Here is a 17,134-nt window from a genome sequence, read left to right on the forward strand (position 1 = left end):
TTTCGTGATCCGCTGAACGGTAGCCCCAGTAGAAGCGGATAACCGGGGAGCGGCCTTCTTCAGTTATCCTGCGGGGCGGGACAATCCATTTAGTGCGATCATCATTCCATTTTGCTTCCGCATATTTATTCTGTTTCAGTTTCATATCAGGGAACGATGTTAGTCCCAGCCTCATATTCAGACCGTCGCACAATGCTGTTTCAGCATTATCATACCATTCCCCCTCAGAGTTAACTCCATGAACAAATATAATCAACCCAGGTAACTGTAGCGGTGGTTGCACCTCAGCATTAATTTTGAAGTTCTTATGAGATGTCATTGAATAGGCAAATGGCGTACCATTATCAGTGGTATAAACAGGGATTTTCCTTGTTAATGGCGGCGTTTTATCTGTCATCGATTTATACTCCTGATGGCTCTATTGGCTCAAGTGAACGATTGCATTGCATACGCACCATCTTTACTTTAGATATATCATCCATTGGTAACTCTTTTTGATATTCGGGGCCACTGGCGCCGGGATAGCCTATCTCTCTGGTAGCTTTTTCATTTGGATGGAATTTCCATCTCAGAACATAGCCATCTTCAGCGAATCTCTCTTTTCCGTTGAACTCAATTATATAGAAACCTTCATTCGTGACTAACATGTCATAATCTTCTGTGTCGCCTGTCGGGTCTTGGGTATAACTCCCATAAGTAATTGGGTGTAAACTTTTTCCAGCATCAGCTGTGACAGTTATTACATTCCTACAGCCCTTATCTGACCCCACACAACTCGCATAATTAGAATTATGTGTCGATGGAAATGCCAGATAATCATCCCTTGTGGATAGCCAAAATAAACGACCTTTAAACAAGTACCCTGATGCATTTGATATTTTTGCATGGATGCTTTTTCTCTTATTATTATAAAACGTTTGCCCGTTCTCACAGCGGGTATAATTCTCCAGCGTGAAATATCGGTTATCGTCAATGCGGTATATCACCTGCGGTGGGCCATAAACCGGTGGCGGCGCATTTTTGTCTTTTTCCGTCATCACCGTTTCGTGCAAACTTCCTGCACCAAGACCAAAGGCTGCGCCTTCGGAAATACACCCGCTCAGTGAAAGCAACGCACTGCTCAATAGGGAAACTTTGACGAAAAATAAAGTTAATTTATATAGCATAACTCATACCTGTTATTTTTATTGGAAAATCTGCAAATTGTTAATTGTTTGAGCAGGCTCACCAGCTGGTTGCAGCCATTCTGAAAGGGACCGCCGCCCCAGAACCAGGGGCCTTTAGTTTTACGCTCTTCCGGCGAGAGGTCGTAGTAGTTATCGCCCCGCTTATTTTTTAACGGAATGGCGTAGCTGTCGGTTTCGTGATCCGCTGAACGGTAGCCCCAGTAGAAGCGGATAACCGGGGAGCGGCCTTCTTCAGTTATCCTGCGGGGCGGGACAATCCATTTAGTGCGATCATCATTCCAGTAGGGGGAGGCATAACTATTAGGGATTAGCCAGTGCTTTTTATCTTTATCAGACAATCCCAGCCGGATATTGAGACCATTACACAGAGATTCTTCAGCAAAATCATACCACTCCCCCTCGGAATTTACTCCATGCACAAATATAATCAACCCAGGAAACTGCAATGGCGGTTGAACTTCAGCGTTAACTTTTATATTTTTATGAGAGGTCATTGAATAAGCAAACGGCGTCCCGTTATCTGTAACATACACCTCCACTTTTCTAGTGGGCGTTAAATTTTTATCATCCATCACAATATTCCTCTTATTTTTTGCACAGGTTCAAGGGCGCGGTTGCACTGTATTTTTTCCTGAATTACTCCTGACACATCCATATCAAACTTTTTCTGATAATCAGGACCTGTAACCCCGGGATACCCATATTTTTTTGCAGAATTCTCATCTGGATCAAACGTCCACTTTTTAACTACCCCGTTAGTAGGCATCCGGCGTCCAAACCAATATTTGATCATATAAAAACCTTCATTCGTAATTAACATGTCATAATCCTCTGTATCACCAGTCGGATCCTGGGTATAATTGCCATATTCGACACCGTTCAATGTTTTTCCACCGTCTACTGTGACGATAACAGCATTCATACAACCCTTATCCGAACCCATGCAGGCTGCATAATGCGTATTAATGGTTGCCGGAAATGCAAGATAATCATCACGCGTGGACAGCCAGAACAAACGGCCCTTAAAAAGATAGCCTGACCCATCCAGTATTTTAAAATGGATCCCTTTTTTCTTATTGTTATAAAATGTTTGTCCATCCTCGCACCGGGTATAATTCTCCAGCGTAAAATAGCGGTTATCATCAATGCGGTAAATAATTTGCGGTGGACCATAAACCGGTGGCGGTGCATTTCTGTCTTTTTCCGTCGTTACCGTTTCATGCAGACTTCCTGCACCGAAACCAAAAGCTGCACCTTCGGAAATGCACCCGCTCAGAGAGAGCAACACGCCGCCAAGCAGTGATATTTTGAAAAAGAATGAATTTAATTGATATAGCATACTTTACCCTACTATTTCCTTGATGGCTGAATTGGCTCAAGTTTCCTGTCGCACTGCATTTTTTCCTGCATGACCTGTGAAACATCTATTTGAAGATCGGGCTGATAAAATGGCCCCGAAACATTAGCGATGGTATTCTCAGGCTTAAAGTTCCACCGATCGACAGAACCATTATCGGCAGTTCTGTTCCCGTCCCAGTATTCAATCATATAGAAGCCATTATTCGTGACTAACATGTCATAATCTTCCGTATCGCCTGTCGGGTCCTGGGTATAACTCCCATAAGTAATTGGGTGTAAACTTTTTCCAGCATCAGTTGTGACAGTTATTACATTTCTACAGCCCTTATCTGACCCCACACAACTCGCATAATTAGAATTATGTGTCGATGGAAATGCCAGATAATCATCCCTTGTAGATAGCCAAAATAAACGACCTTTAAACAAGTACCCTGATGCGTTTGATATTTTTGCATGGATATTTTTTTCTTATTATTATAAAAAGTTTGCCCGTTCTCACAGCGGGTATAATTCTCCAGCGTAAAATAGCGGTTATCATCTATCCGGTAAATGATTTGCGGTGGGCCATAGACAGGGGGCGGCGCATTTTTGTCTTTTTCCGTCATCACCGTTTCGTGCAGGCTTCCTGCACCAAGACCAAAGGCTGCGCCTTCGGAAATGCAACCGCTCAGTGAAAGCAGAGTGCCGCTCAATAGCAGCACGCAAAAAAACGTGGTTAATTTATTTTGCATATTTTACTCTTGTTATTTCTTCAGGATAATCTTTAATCCATCTATTGCCTGAGAGGCCATAAGAGAAGAATGTCCTGTCGCATCTGTGATGCCAGTCGTCACGCTTCCATCGGGCAAATAAATTTCATATTTTTGACTTGCCAATGCCTTTCCTGATGCCGGATGGGTAATAACAAACCTCTCATCAAAACTTCCCGCATCAAACGACTTCATTACCCCCTGCATACTGGCGCATCCCTGTTTGGATATGCCCTGGTTTTTTACCAACAGTTTCCCCGGGCCTCCAATTTCAACATTCCCACCCTGAATTTTGATGTAGCCTCCACCGCATATCAGCGTCAGCTCATCCTGGGCCGTTATTACTATCTTCTTCCCACTGGTTATATGCGTATCCTGCGTTGACCAGGTGGTGATATTTCCCCCCTGCGCCTGAATATCAATATCGCCCTGCGAGGCGAACCACTTCGCACCCTGCTGGCTCCAGAGGCCGATCTGTTTTCCCGCTGCCAGGGTGAAATCTTTCTGCGCACCCATATCCAGCTGCTTACCGGCGACCAGCGTCAGATTCTCCTGCGCCGACAGCAGCATATCCTCGCCGCTTGCCAGCGCCACGCCTTTGGGAGCCGTTCCCAGCAGCACTTGCTGCTGTAATTTCTCGATCTTTTGCTGCAACAGCGTCTGCTGACGCCCGACATCCGCTGCCAGCGCCTGTGCCTGTTGCGCACTCGCTGTCAGAGACTGCATTTCTACCAGGGCGGCCGACAGGCGGGACAGTACCGGCTCCATCTCCAGCTGCTGCCCCTGCGCCTTTGGCTGCGCATCGGCAGTAATAAACACCCCCTTCCCGGCGCGGATGGTTCCCCGACTATCGGTACGCAGTTCAAAACCCTCGCCCCGCTGTTTCCTCTCGCTGTCCACCAGGTGGCCGAGATTCAGCTGGCTTTTGCCGCCGTACTCCGTAGAGATCTTGATGTGCTCTTTTCCACGCTCGTCATCAAGGCGGATTTTGTTATTCGCTGGCGTCCTCAGCACGTTACGTTTGTAGTTGTAAATCGTGACGTGGTCGCCGTGCGCCGAGTCGTGCAGCACGCCAGCGATATAGGGGCGGTCGGGGTCGCCATGTTCAAAGGCAATCGCCACCTCCGTACCGGCCAGCAGCGGCAGGTGCAGACCGAAGGTATCCCCGGCATAGGGACGGGACTGGCGTACCCACAGGCTCTCCTCCCCCGGTTTCCAGCGATCGCGATCAAACAGCAGGGTGACCCTGTAGCGCCCGTCACGGTCGATATGCCCGTAGATGTCGTTGGTCTTCGTGCTGGTCACCCGGGCGGGCAGCGTCCCGGCCATGACCGGTTTATCGACGAGGGCCGGACGGAAACAGTAATCTTCCGAATAGGGAATGCCCCAAAACGTCACTTCAAAGCTGCGGTCGCGGCGGGCACGGCTGTGGATTTTGGTGATAACCACCCCCTGACGGAAGGTGTCGGTCACCTCATCGCCACCGGTCACCTTCAGCTCCTGGCCAGGAGCCAGCGTCGCGCCGTTGGTTTCCCCGCTCAGCCGGGTCTGGTTGTTGAGATAACGCTCATGGTGAAGCCGGGCATAAAAGGCGCCGCTCTCCGGGTCCGGATCGCGCTGGTAGCGGTCGCCGGGCGTCAGGTAGTTATCCCCCCAGTGGTACGCCTCGCCATAGGTGGTGCTGTCGCCACGGCTGATATCGACGCTGAGGTTCATCTCCTCCGGCGCGTTGCGGTAGTTGTAGTCGCGGGTGAAGACCGACCGCTCCACTACGCTGTGGTCGCTTTTCAGCGCCCATACCGACTCGTTGCCGCTGTCGTGCTGGCCGGATGGCGGCACTGACGGCAGGGTGAGGCCCTGTTCGACATAGCGCTGGTCGTCGTGAAACGCCACCACGTCAATGTTGAGTCGCGTATCGGTGGTGATGCGATACCAGATGCCCGTCTCAGCCAGCAGGCGGCTGATAAAGGTCAGATCATCCTCACCGTACTGCATCACCTGCTCACGGCGCGGATACTCATTCGCCAGGGTAAAGACAAAATCCTCGCCGCGCATGTCGTGGCGGGTACGCAGGATATGCTCAACAATCTGCGGCACCGACATATCCTGATAGATGCGGCTCTGGTGGCTGCGGGAGAGCAGCGCCAGACGAGGCTGCAAGGTCAGCGCGTAGTGTGCCTCATCTTCCGAGATTGAAAGCCGTTTAAAGCCAGTGACCACCCCCTGCAGAGTGCGTACCGGCTGCATCACCTTTATGCCGTAGCCCTGGTCTACCTTCGCCTGTAGCGTTAGCGAGGCGTCCTGAGTCAGCATGCTCTGTGCCGCAATGGCTTTATCGCTGCTGGTGAATTCAATGGTGTAGTGAAAAGGCTCGCTTAATGCCTCATGGCCCTCAAAACAGAGCACATCCAGCAGGGCCTGGCAGCCACGCACTTTCAGCAGGTTGTGGTTGTGACTAAAATGCAGGTTTATAACGTCACTCATGGATTATGCCCTCCTCGAATTTTATCCCTACGCCCTCCTCGCCATCCCAGCTCAAGGTCAGATGCTGCAGCTTCTGGCCTGCCGCCCTATGAAGTAAAAGCTGTTGGCTTAGCACAGGAAGGATCTGCTCATTTAACAGGCTATCAACGTTACGCGCGCCGGTATCCGGCAGCAGACAGGCGGCAGTCAGGGCGTCGTAAAGACTTTCATCGATATGGGTGGTCAGGCCGTAGTGACGCTGTAAGCGCTTGCTAACCTGGTCGAGCTTCATCTGCACGATAGTGCGCATCGCGGTCTCAGCCAGCGGGCGATAGATCACGGTCTGGAAGCGGGCGAGTAGCGCGGGCTGAAAGTGCTCCCGGAGGATCGGACGCAGCAGTTCATGCAGGTCTGCTTCCGTCGATTCAGGGTGTTCGTCCAGCATCTGCATGATGTGATCGCTGCCTAAGTTGGCGGTCATCAGAATAACCGTGTTTCTGAAGTCAATTTCACGCCCTTCGCCGTCGCGCATAAATCCACGATCGAACGCCTGATAGAACAGGTTCATGACGTCGCGGTGCGCTTTTTCCACTTCATCAAGCAGCACTACGCTGTATGGGCGCTTGCGCACGGCTTCGGTGAGGATGCCCCCCTGACCGTAACCGACGTACCCCGGCGGTGAACCCTTCAGCTGAGAAACGGTATGCGGCTCCTGATATTCAGACAGGTTAATGGTGATGAGCGATTTCTCTCCGCCATACAGCACATCCGCCAGCGCCAGCGCGGTCTCGGTTTTCCCCACGCCGCTTGGCCCCACCAGCAGGAATACCCCCTGCGGGCCGTTATCCGCCGTCAGCCCGGTTTTCGCGGCGCGCAGACGCTGGGCAATCGCTGCCAGCGCAACCTCCTGCCCCACCACGCGCCTGCCTATTTCGCTTTCCAGCTCCAGGAGTTCGGTCTGCTCATCTTTCATCAGCGTGGAGAGCGGCACGCCGGTCCAGTCGGCTATCACCGTGGCAACGGTACGCACGTCAACCTCTACCGGGATGAGCGGGTTGCTGCGCTGTATGTCATGCAGCTGCTGCTGTAGCGCATGGGTTTCACTCTGACGGGAGAGCTGCTGGCGGCTCTCCAGCAGTCGTTCGGTGAGGGCAAGCTCCTGCCCATACTGCGTTTCCAGAACATCAAGCTGAAGGATAATATCGATCTCGTCCTGTTCGATTATCGCCAGACGTTCGTCGTGGGCGCTGTTCCCTACCGCGATATCTTCCAGCAGGGCCTGTCGCTCCAGCTCCAGAGCGGTGATGTGCGCTTTCAACTGGGTCAGCGGTTCCGGCACCGTATCAAGGCTCATCCGCACGCGGGCGGCGGCCGTGTCCAGCAGATCTACAGCTTTGTCCGGCAGCTGGCGGCCTGTCAGGTAGCGGCGGGAAAGCGTGACGGCGGCACGAACCGCCTCGTCGGTAATATGCACGTTATGGTATTTCGCGTAGCGGGACTTCAGGCCTCTGAGCATCAGGCAGGCCGTCTCGTCGTCTGGCTCATCCACCTTTACCCTCTGGAAACGACGCTCCAGCGCGGCGTCGCGTTCGAAATACTGCTTGTACTCGCTCCAGGTGGTAGCGGCGATGGTGCGCAGCTCGCCGCGGGCAAGGGCTGGCTTCAGCAGGTTGGCGGCATCAGCCCCACCCGCCTGATTACCTGCGCCGATAATCGTGTGGGCTTCGTCGATAAACAGCAGAACAGGCGCGGGGGAGCGCTGTACGGCATCGATGACATTTTTCAGGCGCTGTTCAAACTCCCCCTTCACGCCTGCACCCGCCTGCAGCAGTCCCAGGTCGAGGATGCGCAGGCTGACCGGTTTGAGCGCCTCCGGCACATCGCCCTCGGCGATACGCAGTGCCAGCCCCTCTACCAGCGCGGTTTTGCCCACCCCCGGCTCTCCCACCAGGATCGGATTGTTTTTGCGGCGGCGGGAGAGAATATCCACCATCTGGCGGATCTCAGTATCGCGACCAAATACCGGGTCGATTTTGCCCTCGCGAGCTTTGGCTGTGACGTCCAGCGTGAATTTATCCAGCGCTTTCTGTAACGCGGGCGACAGCTCATCCCCTCCAACTTCCGCTCCGGCTGAGCTGCCAACAAGCTCCACGCCATCACCAGACGCGGTTTGCAGCCCGGCTTCCTGCTGTGCCTCCGGGCGTTCGTCCGATTGCGCATCCAGCAGCGGGCGCAGGCGTTCCAGCTGGCTCTGGCCCAGCGTCAGCAGCGGCCATAGCCCGTCGCAGCGTATGAGCGTCGGGCTTTCCGTCAGCGCCATCAGCAGATGTTGGCTGCGGATCCGATCCTCACCCTGTAGGGAGGCCGCCATCCAGGCCTGTTTCAGCAGCTGCTCCAGACGCTCCGCCAGCGTCGGGCGATGACGCACCGAATGCGGCAGACGCTCAAGATAGGTCAGTAAAGCCTGCCAGATACCCTCCATGTCCCATTCATAACGCCGGGCCAGAACGGTAATATCCCCCTCGCCCTGCTCCAGCAGCTTCAGTAACCAGTGCTCAGGTGTGATTTCAGCATGGGCGCGGGTCTGGCACAGGGACGCCGCCCCCTCCAGCGCACGGGCGCAGTATGGATTTAAACGGCGTAACAGGACGGCAGAGTGGTGTTCCATATTGATGTTTCCCTTCATTCTGATCGTGTTCAGACACGCTACCGCCCATCGCTGTTTACTTACCAAAGCGCATCAGGTCAGTACCGAATTGTGTTTTTGTTTGCTCAGCCGTCAGCAGCTGGCCGCTCAGAAAACAAAAACAGCAGACGGGAAACCGTCTGCTGCGGGGATTACGCGGTGGCGCGTGCGTTCCAGGAATCGGAATGAATGATGTTGCCGTCTTTGTAGGTCCAGGTGATTTTTTCGTAGCGCAGCTCAACCAGCTCAAGGTGGTTGTGCTTCTCTTTGGCCGGATCCTTGATGTCGTACATCACCGGTTTCACCTTCACCACCTTCACATTTTCGAGTTTGGTGTTGAAATACTCCGCCTCCTGTCCGGCATCATTGATTTTGTACCACTTGAATTCGGCAGATTTCAGGGTCTGACCGGTGGTTACCGCCTTGTACAGATAGGGGCTGGAGGAGTCGATCTCTTTGGTGAATTTAAACGGGGTGTGAATACGCGTGCCGGTCAGCTTGCCGGTGTTGTTGTCGGTCGGGATGTACAGATCATGCTCCTGCTCGACCACTTCGATACTGCCTTCACGATCCTTAACGTCCACTGACCCTTTGATGTCCGCGCCGCCGTCGTCCTTCAGCCACAAATAAACCGGAATTGCCATGTCAAAACTCCTTCTTTACTTTTTAAGGGCGTCGCCGGTTAGGGTGACGCCATGCGTACCCGGCACCTGACAGGCATTTGCCTGCGGCACCAGACTGATTTCCACCCGACGGTTGGCCGCTCGACCTTCCGGGGTGTCATTGGTTGCGATCGGGCGGCTTTCGCCATAGCCCTGCACTGCAAAACAGCTCTCCGGGACGTCGCCGGTATCACGCATCCAGTCCCGAACGGACTCTGCACGCTTCAGGGAGAGCGCCTGGTTAAATGTGTTATCACCGGTGTTGTCGGTATGGCCGCTAACCACTATCAGCCAGCCCGGCTTCGCCTTGATGCCAACCAGCGCATTGACCAGCACGGTGGTAGAGCCGGGTTTAAGCTGGTATTTGCCGGAATCGAACAGCGACATGCTGTCGAGACGCACCGTCTGCGGGCCGGTGATGACTTTCTTAACTACCCGCGGCGGCTGGGGCGGCGGCACGTATGACCGAATGGCTGCCAGCACCGGCAGACGCAGCCACTCCCCCCGGTAAAGCCCCAGCCCGTAGCGCAGGGGTTCGCCATTGCGCCACCAGCCGTTAAGAAACGCCGCATCCGCTCTCAGGGTGGTGACCGCTTTCGCTCTGGAAATGGCGTCGTGCATCGGGGTGCGCTGGTATTGCGAGATATCAAAGGAGAGCCTGTGCAGCAGCTGGCGGTTGTTCCAGCCGCTGCTGCACAGTGCGGAGAGAACGGCAAGGGTGAACAGGCAAAATGCCGGGCGAAGCATCCGGTTACGCGGTGTGGTACCACCCCCCTGCGGCAGAGAGGGCAGGATAAAATCCGGCAGCAAGAGGCCGCCAGCGCCGGTATCGTCACCCGGTGCCCAGCCCGCGATCTCCTTCAGCGTGGTGTGGCTAACCAGAAACTGCTGCCAGAGAGAGTGTTTGCGCTGGTTTCGCAGGCCCCGGACGTGGTGATACAGCACAACGGCAGGCCTGGCCGCAGGCATATCCGGGTTATCTCCAACCAGCGCCGGTAGCACAGTTTCGCTGACAAAATGGGCATGAGCGCTAAACAGAATTTGCGCATGCAGACAGGCCGACGCCGCCTCCTGCGACAGCCAGACGCTGGCGCTGACCGGCACCTTACCCTCCTGCCAGACCTGAATACCATCATCCACCCTGGCGGATTGCCAGATCGGCGAGGACACATCATGGGCGGCGATCCTGCTGGAGAGCAGCAGCGGAACCTGACGGCGGGTATCGCGCAGTATCTGCACCATCTGCCAGCGCAGGGTGAGCAGACGTTCGGTGAGCATGTCCCGGCTGTCATGCTGCTGGGGGGCAACGCAGGCCATCACCGCCAGCTGGGAGACCAGCTCCGGGCGTACCCCGAGCAGCTGGCGCACCGTCTGCTGCAGCGCCGCCTCCGCTACCTGCAACCAGCAGCCCTGCGCCGTACGGTAAACCGGTCCCTCTCCAGGCCAGTCGTCGGTGTCGCCACAGACCAGTACCACCGGTAGACGGTACGGCGCATCCGGCAAGCCGTTCAGGCAGGCCTCTTCTGCGAGCGGTTCGCGAGATTTGCGTTGCGCAAGCCACACTCCGGCGAGAGTGACTACCGCTACCAACAGCAGAGCCAGCCCGCGCTGACCCGCTGTCAGCGGCAGAAACAGCAGAGATAACAGCACTGCGAGCAGCCCACCCCACAGCCAGAGCAGCTGTTGATGGCGGGCGCTCATGTCCCGACTCCCGACAGCAGCGTGGCGACAAGCCTGTCCAGCCAGCGATCCAGCCCCAGCCACACTCCAGCAACGAGGATCGCTGACAGTCCGATGCATACCGGCCAGTGTCGCAGCCACTCACGCAGGCCGCTCCCCGTTGGCACGGTTGCCAGTACCGGCTGGTGCTGCGCGACGTCAAACGCCGGTACCCGCCCGGTGAGCGCCTGCACCAGCCGCTCCCGAGCCGGGTCGGTCAGTGATACCGCACTGCCCTTAAAGCCCAGTACCAGCACCCGCTGAAAACAGGTCAGCACCAGCGGGTCCGGGGCTGGCTCACGCAATACCTGCCGCACCCGCTCATACAGGGTGTCCCCGGCGGTCATAGTGCCGAAGTATTTCACCTCCAGCGGGCGGTCATACCAGACAATGCAGGCATCATCTTCACCCTCGCGGCCCTTAGCCGCTTCATCCAGCAGGGCGCATAGGGCATAAAGAATATGCTGACGGCTGCTTTCACTCACCTCATGGTGTTCAAGCGTGGACTGGCTCTGTTCAAGGTTGTCCACGCAGTGTCGCCAGAGCGTATCGCCCTCCCCTTCAGTTAGTTTTGCACCGTGGCGCAGCGCCGTGACCGTTAGCCAGATATCAGCCAGCAGCGCATCCAGATTGAGCTCCTTCATAGCTGTTCTCATGAGCGCAGCACCGCAAACAGTTCCAGCTCTGGATCGCCCAGCCCGCCGGGGACGTAAAATACGCAGTGGCCCTCCGCCAGCATCGTCTTCGCTGCCGGATGAGTCAGGTCGAGGGTGAAGTAGTGATTTTCCAGCCGCAGCGGAACAGCCGCAGGAACATGGGTCATCGCCTTCAGAGGAACGCCCGGTTCAGAACTGTTGACGATGCGATCGACCTCCGCCGGACAGCCGGTTCGGCACTGAATCGGAAACATCTCCAGCAGCTGCGACGCGGGCAGTGACGAACGGACAGAAAGATAAAAATCAGCCTCCTCCCGCAGCCTGGCGTCGTGTAGCCGGGCGTGCCAGCGTTTACGCCGGTCATCATGATCAAGCTCTACGGCTACCACCCGTGATGGCAGGCTGGCTTCCAGCAGCACTTCCAGCAGCTCGAACAGCGGAATGAATGTCGCGGTCAGATTTTCATGGTGATACGCCGGGATGTCTTCCGTGGAATGGGACAGCGAGAAAGTGAGCAGGCTGCCAGCCAGCTCCACCAGCACCTGATATAACCGTTCAGGATGCACCTGCGGATGACGCTGAAAATGCCCCAGTACCGGTTCGGCACTGTTGAGCGCGTTAAGCAGCCAGAACAGGGAGACATCGGCTACGGCAAAATCGGCCATGCGTTCGTTGCTTTCCCGCCGCATCGCCATCAGGCGTTTCAGGCGGGTTTGCAGCTGCTTCGTCAGCTGCGCCAGCTGCCCGGTTAGCCAGGGGCTAGCCTTTACGCTCAGCAGCGGAGGAATAAACATGCTGTCCTGTAACCAGTTGCCCTGACTGTCCCGGTACAGGCGAGCAACGGGGACCGTCTGATAGTTACCGTTATTCTCCTGGCTGTCGCGCAGGGTCAGCTCCGGCTGCATGACCGCTATCTGGCGGACGTCGTCACCGAAATGGTTACGCACCTGGCGCCAGGCCTGCCGCCAGCGCACCGGACGCTCCGCTTTCTCATCCGGTTGCAGGCAGTTACTGCCATTGCCATATTCAAGAGGAAGCGCCAGCACCACCGTCAGCTCATTAGCCTGAGGCAGTGTCATGGCGGGTGGCAGCGGATCGGCATTACCGGTATCCGTCAGGGTGCCGTCAGCAAAACGCACGCACAAATGGCTGGCCCTGAGCTTTCCCTGCTTCAACAGGGCGTTGTCAAACAACGCCTGCTGCACGCCCCACGGATTGAGCGCGCCCATGCGGGCCACGCTCTCAATACTCCAGGCCGTTGTCGCGGCCTGCTGCTGAAAATGCTGGGGTGCGATCATCTGCCCCCGCATCCACAGAGGACGTTCTGTTTTCATCCTGCCTCCGGCGTTACGCTTTTGCTTTCGGCATCTGGGAAACCAGTGACAGGTTGACGTCCATCCCTTCCACCTGGAAATGCGGCACCGCGTACAGCCTCACGCGGAAGAAGCCCGGGTTGTCTTCGATATCTTCCACCACCACTTTTGCGTCACGCAGCGGATGGGACGCCTGCAGCTCGTCGCCCGGATCGGTCATCTCCGTCACCAGCCCCTTCACCCAGTTGTTGAGCTCCAGCTCCAGCAGACGACGATCTTTGGTGGTCCCGATATTCTCGCGCTGAATAATCTTCAGGTAGTGAGCGATACGGGACAGCAGGAAGATGTACGGCAGGCGGGCATTAATACGGCTGTTGGCGGTGGCATCGGCCGTGTCATACAGCGCCGGTTTCTGAGTGGAGTTGGCCGAGAAGAAGCAGGCGTAGTCGCGGTTCTTGTAGTACGACAGCGGAATGAAGCCGAGGTTAGCGAATTCAAATTCGCGAGTTTCCGGGATCATCACTTCTGACGGGATCTTCACCTGATTACCGGTGCCGAGATCGTAGAGGTGGATCGGCAGATCCTGTACGGCACCACCGGCCTGCGGACCACGGATCTGTACGCACCAGCCGTTGCTGATGAAGCTTTTCACCATATTGGCGGCAAACGCGAACGAGGCGTTGGTCCACAGGTATTTTTCGTGATCCGGGCCTTTCACCTCTTCGATATAGTTGAAGCTGCGCACCGGCACGGTATCCGGGCCATACGGCAGGCGGCCCAGCACGCGCGGCATCACCAGCCCCAGGTAGCGGGAGTCATCGGTATCGCGATAGGATTTCCATTTAATGTATTCGGCGCGGTCGAAGTAGTTGCCGATATCTTTAATCGCGGCCACCTCTTCCATTGAATTTTTCAGGAAGAATTTTGGCCCTGCGGAGCCAATAAACGGCATATGCGCCGCCGCGGACACTTTGGAGATATTACGCATCAGCGCCACATCCTGCGCGGATGCATCAAACTCATACGCCGAGATGACAGCGGCAATTGGCTCGCCGCCGGGCTGGTCGTACTCATTCGTATATGTGTGCCAGTATAATCCGCTCTGGATAATTTCCGGCGCATCCTCAAAATCCTGGCGCAGGTCATCTTTAGCCACATCCAGAATTTCAGTTTTCACGTTCTGACGATAGTCGGTGTTATCAACCAGATACTTTAGCCCGCGCCACAGTGACTCAACCCGCTGAAATTCATCACAATGCATGACTGCATCCAGCTGGCGGCTGATCTGATAGTCGAGTTCGGCGATGTGATGGTCGATTAAGGTTTTATCGAGCTTCTCCACCTTCTGCCCTGACTGGCGCAGACGCTCCAGGAACACCTGCACGCCCGCCGTGATGCGTTCGTTGGTTCCCGCTTCGGCCATTGCGGCCTCATCCTGCCAGATACTGAGATCGCTCAGGCTGGAGGCAGGTTTCAGATTAATTTTTTCAAACAGGGAAGCGTACACGCCTTCCGATGCGGAACATTCCTGGACGAGCGTCTCACCCGCGGATACAGCGGTATCATTCTGTACAGACATCAGCATTTTCCTTAATTTTTCCGTCAGGCTTTTGGGGCAAGGGCCGCAATTTCGTTGCGCAGTTCATTGCTCAGCGTTGGGTCACGTAATATGACTTCCAGCTCCCGGCGAAAGGTGGCGTTATCCAGTAGATTTGATTTGAGATCGCGCAGCAGGCTGCGCATAGCGAGCATGGCTTTTAACTGCGGGATCTGACGGGCCACCTGCTCCGGCTCAAAGTCCTTCATATTCTTAAAGCTGAGATGAATGTTCTCTTCGCTGCCGTCACCCGCCAGGGTATTTTCAACGCAGAGATTAACGGAGGGGGAAAGTTCGGATAAAACGCTGTTGAGGTTGTTTTTGTTGACGTTGATTTTGTCTCGCTCAGACACTGGCCGGTTTTCCTGCCCGTTGCTGAAATCACCTGCCACCAGCAATTTAAGCGGCAGCTCAACTTTTTTCTGTGCCCCGCCGGTGTGTAATGAGAGACGGAGATTAATTCGGGCTTTGGGTATTTCTTCCTGGTATGACGACATAGCAACACTCCTTTTCGCCGTGATCGAAAATGTTTTAAACGGGATCATTCCAAAAATTAATAGATACCCGCGCCGCATTATCACGGCCACAAATAAATAGGCATAAAACAGGTAATTACGTAAAAAAATACTACGCCGGTTACCCGCAATAACAAGAGGGGCTATTCGTTAGAAATGTAAATATCGGTGACCGAAAAGTGCACAAACATCAGCGTCAATAAATTTAGACAGCGCTATTAAACAGAGGCGCAGAGACCGCGATCAGGGCATTCGCTCCTCAACCCTGGAATAAATTTCATTTATTTTCTCCGGAAAAATATTTCCATCCAGTAACACTTAGAGTTAAGCCTTATTCGAAAACAGCACTTTTTGGCTCAATTAATAATTAGAATGAATATTTAATACAAAAACATTCATAAATAAAAAACTACATTTATTTATCTCTGTAGTTACGGCAGAGATCGAAGCGCTATATTCACAAAATAAATGTATAAAATGCTCTGTAGCGGTTATAATCCCGACACGATTTGACTGGATTTAGCAACGAATATGACAAAGTTAACCCTACAAGAGCAGATGCTCAAAGCTGGCTTAGTGAGCAGTAAGAAAATGGCCAAAGTGCAGCGCACGGCCAAGAAATCGCGTGTTCAGGCGCGTGAAGCCAGAGAGGCGGTAGAAGAGAATAAAAAAGCCCAGCTTGAGCGCGACAAGCAGCTCAGCGAGCAGCAGAAGCAGGCGGCCTTAGCCAAAGAGTATAAAGCTCAGATTAAACAACTGATTGAGATGAACAGGATTGTCATTTCTAAAGGTGATATTGGCTATAACTTTACCGATGGCAATCTGATCAAAAAAATCTACGTCGATAAAACGACGCAGGCTCAGCTTATTAGTGGTCGTCTCGCCATTGCGCGTCTGGCTACGGATAACAGCGCGGAGAGCGAATACGCGATCATTCCTGCCAGCGTGGCGGATAAAATCGCCCAGCGTGATGCGAGCAGCATTGTGTTACGTAGCGAGCTTAGCGAGCAGGCCAAAGACGAAGACGATCCGTATGCCGATTTTGTCGTGCCAGACGATTTGATGTGGTAGTAGATTTGATGTGGTAGTAAAAGTAGGCCGGATAAGCACAGCGTTATCCGGCTTTTACACTGGAATTACTTAACCGGACGCATCGCCGGGAACAGGATCACATCGCGGATGGTGTGGCTGTTGGTGAACAGCATCACCATACGGTCGATACCAATGCCCAGACCTGCGGTCGGCGGCAGGCCGTGCTCCAGCGCGGTCACGTAGTCTTCATCGAAGAACATCGCCTCGTCGTCACCGGCGGCTTTCGCATCCACCTGGTCCTGGAAGCGCTGGGCCTGGTCTTCCGCGTCGTTCAGCTCGCTGAAGCCGTTGCCAATCTCACGTCCGCCGATAAAGAACTCAAAGCGGTCGGTGATCTCCGGGTTCTCGTCGTTACGACGCGCCAGCGGGGAGACTTCAGCCGGATACTCGGTGATGAAGGTCGGCTGGATCAGATGCGCTTCAGCCACTTCATCAAAGATTTCTGTGACGATACGGCCCAGACCCCAGCTCTTCTCAACGTGAATACCAATTGACTCAGCCAATGCTTTGGCCGCATCAACGTTATCCAGGTCGGCCATGTTGGTCTCCGGACGGTACTTCCCGATCGCCTCGCGCATGGTCAGCTTCTCAAACGGCTTGCCGAAATCGAAGGTCTCCTCGCCATACGGCACCTCGGTGGTGCCCAGAATGTCCTGCGCCAGGGTCCGGAACAGGGATTCGGTCAGTTCGATCAGATCTTTATAGTCCGCATAGGCCATATAGAGTTCCATCATGGTGAACTCTGGGTTATGACGAACGGAGATGCCTTCGTTACGGAAGTTACGGTTGATCTCGAACACGCGGTCAAAACCACCGACCACCAGACGCTTCAGGTACAGCTCCGGCGCGATACGCAGGTACATGTCCAGGTCCAGAGCGTTATGATGGGTGATGAACGGACGCGCAGATGCGCCGCCCGGGATCACCTGCATCATCGGGGTTTCCACTTCCATAAAGTCGCGGCCCACCATGAACTGACGGATGCCAGCCATAATCTGGGAGCGAATTTTGAAGGTCTTGCGGGATTCATCGTTAGAGATGAGATCCAGATAACGCTGACGATAGCGCGCTTCCTGATCCTGCAGGCCGTGGAACTTGTCCGGCAGCGGGCGCAGGGCTTTGGTCAGCAGGCGCAG

General features: G+C 54.6%; 14 protein-coding genes and 1 pseudogene. 1 reads left to right on the top strand and 14 read right to left on the bottom strand.

Translation table 11 applies throughout. The features are described from left to right. The 13 genes and pseudogenes from RTP97_RS19470 to tssB all read right to left on the bottom strand — a co-directional run. A pseudogene (locus RTP97_RS19470) lies at window positions 1-397 on the bottom strand (hypothetical protein); the annotation flags it as partial. A gap of 4 nt (window positions 398-401) precedes the next feature. Next, the gene (locus tag RTP97_RS19475) at window positions 402-1,166 is read right to left on the bottom strand and encodes a hypothetical protein (protein ID WP_312416558.1); all 765 of its coding nucleotides are present in this window, start codon (window positions 1,164-1,166) and stop codon (window positions 402-404) included. Continuing rightward, window positions 1,151-1,759 carry a hypothetical protein gene (locus tag RTP97_RS19480; RefSeq protein WP_312416559.1) on the bottom strand — a complete coding sequence of 203 codons (609 nt, stop codon included), beginning with the start codon at window positions 1,757-1,759 and terminating at the stop codon, window positions 1,151-1,153. The genes RTP97_RS19475 and RTP97_RS19480 overlap by 16 nt, the downstream gene beginning before the upstream one ends. After that, a complete protein-coding gene (locus RTP97_RS19485; protein ID WP_312416560.1) occupies window positions 1,759-2,526 on the bottom strand; it encodes a hypothetical protein in 768 nt (255 codons plus the stop codon). The genes RTP97_RS19480 and RTP97_RS19485 overlap by 1 nt, the downstream gene beginning before the upstream one ends. Window positions 2,527-2,854: 328 nt before the next feature. Beyond that, the gene (locus tag RTP97_RS19490; RefSeq protein WP_312416563.1) at window positions 2,855-3,277 is read right to left on the bottom strand and encodes a hypothetical protein; all 423 of its coding nucleotides are present in this window, start codon (window positions 3,275-3,277) and stop codon (window positions 2,855-2,857) included. 12 nt (window positions 3,278-3,289) lie between these two features. After that, the gene (gene vgrG / locus RTP97_RS19495) at window positions 3,290-5,779 is read right to left on the bottom strand and encodes a type VI secretion system tip protein VgrG (protein ID WP_312416565.1); all 2,490 of its coding nucleotides are present in this window, start codon (window positions 5,777-5,779) and stop codon (window positions 3,290-3,292) included. After that, on the bottom strand, window positions 5,772-8,426 hold the full coding sequence (tssH, locus tag RTP97_RS19500) for a type VI secretion system ATPase TssH (protein ID WP_312416567.1): 2,655 nt from the start codon (window positions 8,424-8,426) through the stop codon (window positions 5,772-5,774). The genes vgrG and tssH overlap by 8 nt, the downstream gene beginning before the upstream one ends. 170 nt (window positions 8,427-8,596) lie before the next feature. Further along, complete coding sequence (locus RTP97_RS19505; protein ID WP_312212404.1) at window positions 8,597-9,088, bottom strand: Hcp family type VI secretion system effector; 492 nt, start codon at window positions 9,086-9,088, stop codon at window positions 8,597-8,599. 15 nt (window positions 9,089-9,103) lie between these two features. Next, window positions 9,104-10,807, bottom strand: a complete 1,704-nt coding sequence (locus tag RTP97_RS19510; RefSeq protein WP_312416570.1) for an OmpA family protein — start codon at window positions 10,805-10,807, stop codon at window positions 9,104-9,106. Next, window positions 10,804-11,469: a type VI secretion system protein TssL, short form gene (gene tssL / locus RTP97_RS19515; RefSeq protein WP_312416571.1), complete on the bottom strand. Its 666-nt coding sequence runs from the start codon at window positions 11,467-11,469 to the stop codon at window positions 10,804-10,806. Before tssL ends, RTP97_RS19510 begins: the two co-directional genes overlap by 4 nt. Window positions 11,470-11,477: 8 nt before the next feature. Continuing rightward, the gene (gene tssK / locus RTP97_RS19520) at window positions 11,478-12,815 is read right to left on the bottom strand and encodes a type VI secretion system baseplate subunit TssK (protein WP_312416572.1); all 1,338 of its coding nucleotides are present in this window, start codon (window positions 12,813-12,815) and stop codon (window positions 11,478-11,480) included. A 13-nt stretch (window positions 12,816-12,828) separates the two neighbouring features. After that, window positions 12,829-14,379, bottom strand: a complete 1,551-nt coding sequence (gene tssC, locus RTP97_RS19525) for a type VI secretion system contractile sheath large subunit (RefSeq protein WP_312416574.1) — start codon at window positions 14,377-14,379, stop codon at window positions 12,829-12,831. Window positions 14,380-14,396: 17 nt separating this feature from the next. Continuing rightward, entirely contained in the window at window positions 14,397-14,888 is a 492-nt protein-coding gene (gene tssB / locus RTP97_RS19530; protein WP_312416579.1) for a type VI secretion system contractile sheath small subunit, read from the bottom strand. 549 nt (window positions 14,889-15,437) lie between these two features. Between tssB and RTP97_RS19535 the strand changes: the two genes are divergently transcribed. Next, window positions 15,438-15,977, top strand: coding sequence for a DUF2058 domain-containing protein (locus RTP97_RS19535; RefSeq protein ID WP_312416575.1), 540 nt, complete (start codon window positions 15,438-15,440; stop codon window positions 15,975-15,977). Between the two features lie 65 nt (window positions 15,978-16,042). Here the strand turns inward: RTP97_RS19535 and lysS are convergent. Further along, the coding region (lysS, locus tag RTP97_RS19540; RefSeq protein ID WP_312416577.1) for a lysine--tRNA ligase at window positions 16,043-17,134 on the bottom strand (1,092 nt) is incomplete at its 5' end.

The sequence above is a fragment of the Pseudescherichia sp. genome (assembly GCF_031998825.1).
Taxonomy (GTDB): domain Bacteria; phylum Pseudomonadota; class Gammaproteobacteria; order Enterobacterales; family Enterobacteriaceae; genus Pseudescherichia.

Excerpts from the sequence above, each read along its gene's own strand:
- RTP97_RS19480 (WP_312416559.1), bottom strand. The coding sequence starts at position 1,759 with ATGGATGATAAAAATTTAACGCCCACTAGAAAAGTGGAGGTGTATGTT.
- tssK (WP_312416572.1), bottom strand. The coding sequence starts at position 12,815 with ATGAAAACAGAACGTCCTCTGTGGATGCGGGGGCAGATGATCGCACCC.
- RTP97_RS19505 (WP_312212404.1), bottom strand. The coding sequence starts at position 9,088 with ATGGCAATTCCGGTTTATTTGTGGCTGAAGGACGACGGCGGCGCGGAC.
- RTP97_RS19535 (WP_312416575.1), top strand. The coding sequence starts at position 15,438 with ATGACAAAGTTAACCCTACAAGAGCAGATGCTCAAAGCTGGCTTAGTG.
- tssC (WP_312416574.1), bottom strand. The coding sequence starts at position 14,379 with ATGCTGATGTCTGTACAGAATGATACCGCTGTATCCGCGGGTGAGACG.
- RTP97_RS19510 (WP_312416570.1), bottom strand. The coding sequence starts at position 10,807 with ATGAGCGCCCGCCATCAACAGCTGCTCTGGCTGTGGGGTGGGCTGCTC.
- tssL (WP_312416571.1), bottom strand. The coding sequence starts at position 11,469 with ATGAAGGAGCTCAATCTGGATGCGCTGCTGGCTGATATCTGGCTAACG.
- tssB (WP_312416579.1), bottom strand. The coding sequence starts at position 14,888 with ATGTCGTCATACCAGGAAGAAATACCCAAAGCCCGAATTAATCTCCGT.
- tssH (WP_312416567.1), bottom strand. The coding sequence starts at position 8,426 with ATGGAACACCACTCTGCCGTCCTGTTACGCCGTTTAAATCCATACTGC.
- RTP97_RS19475 (WP_312416558.1), bottom strand. The coding sequence starts at position 1,166 with ATGCTATATAAATTAACTTTATTTTTCGTCAAAGTTTCCCTATTGAGC.
- vgrG (WP_312416565.1), bottom strand. The coding sequence starts at position 5,779 with ATGAGTGACGTTATAAACCTGCATTTTAGTCACAACCACAACCTGCTG.
- RTP97_RS19485 (WP_312416560.1), bottom strand. The coding sequence starts at position 2,526 with ATGCTATATCAATTAAATTCATTCTTTTTCAAAATATCACTGCTTGGC.
- RTP97_RS19490 (WP_312416563.1), bottom strand. The coding sequence starts at position 3,277 with ATGCAAAATAAATTAACCACGTTTTTTTGCGTGCTGCTATTGAGCGGC.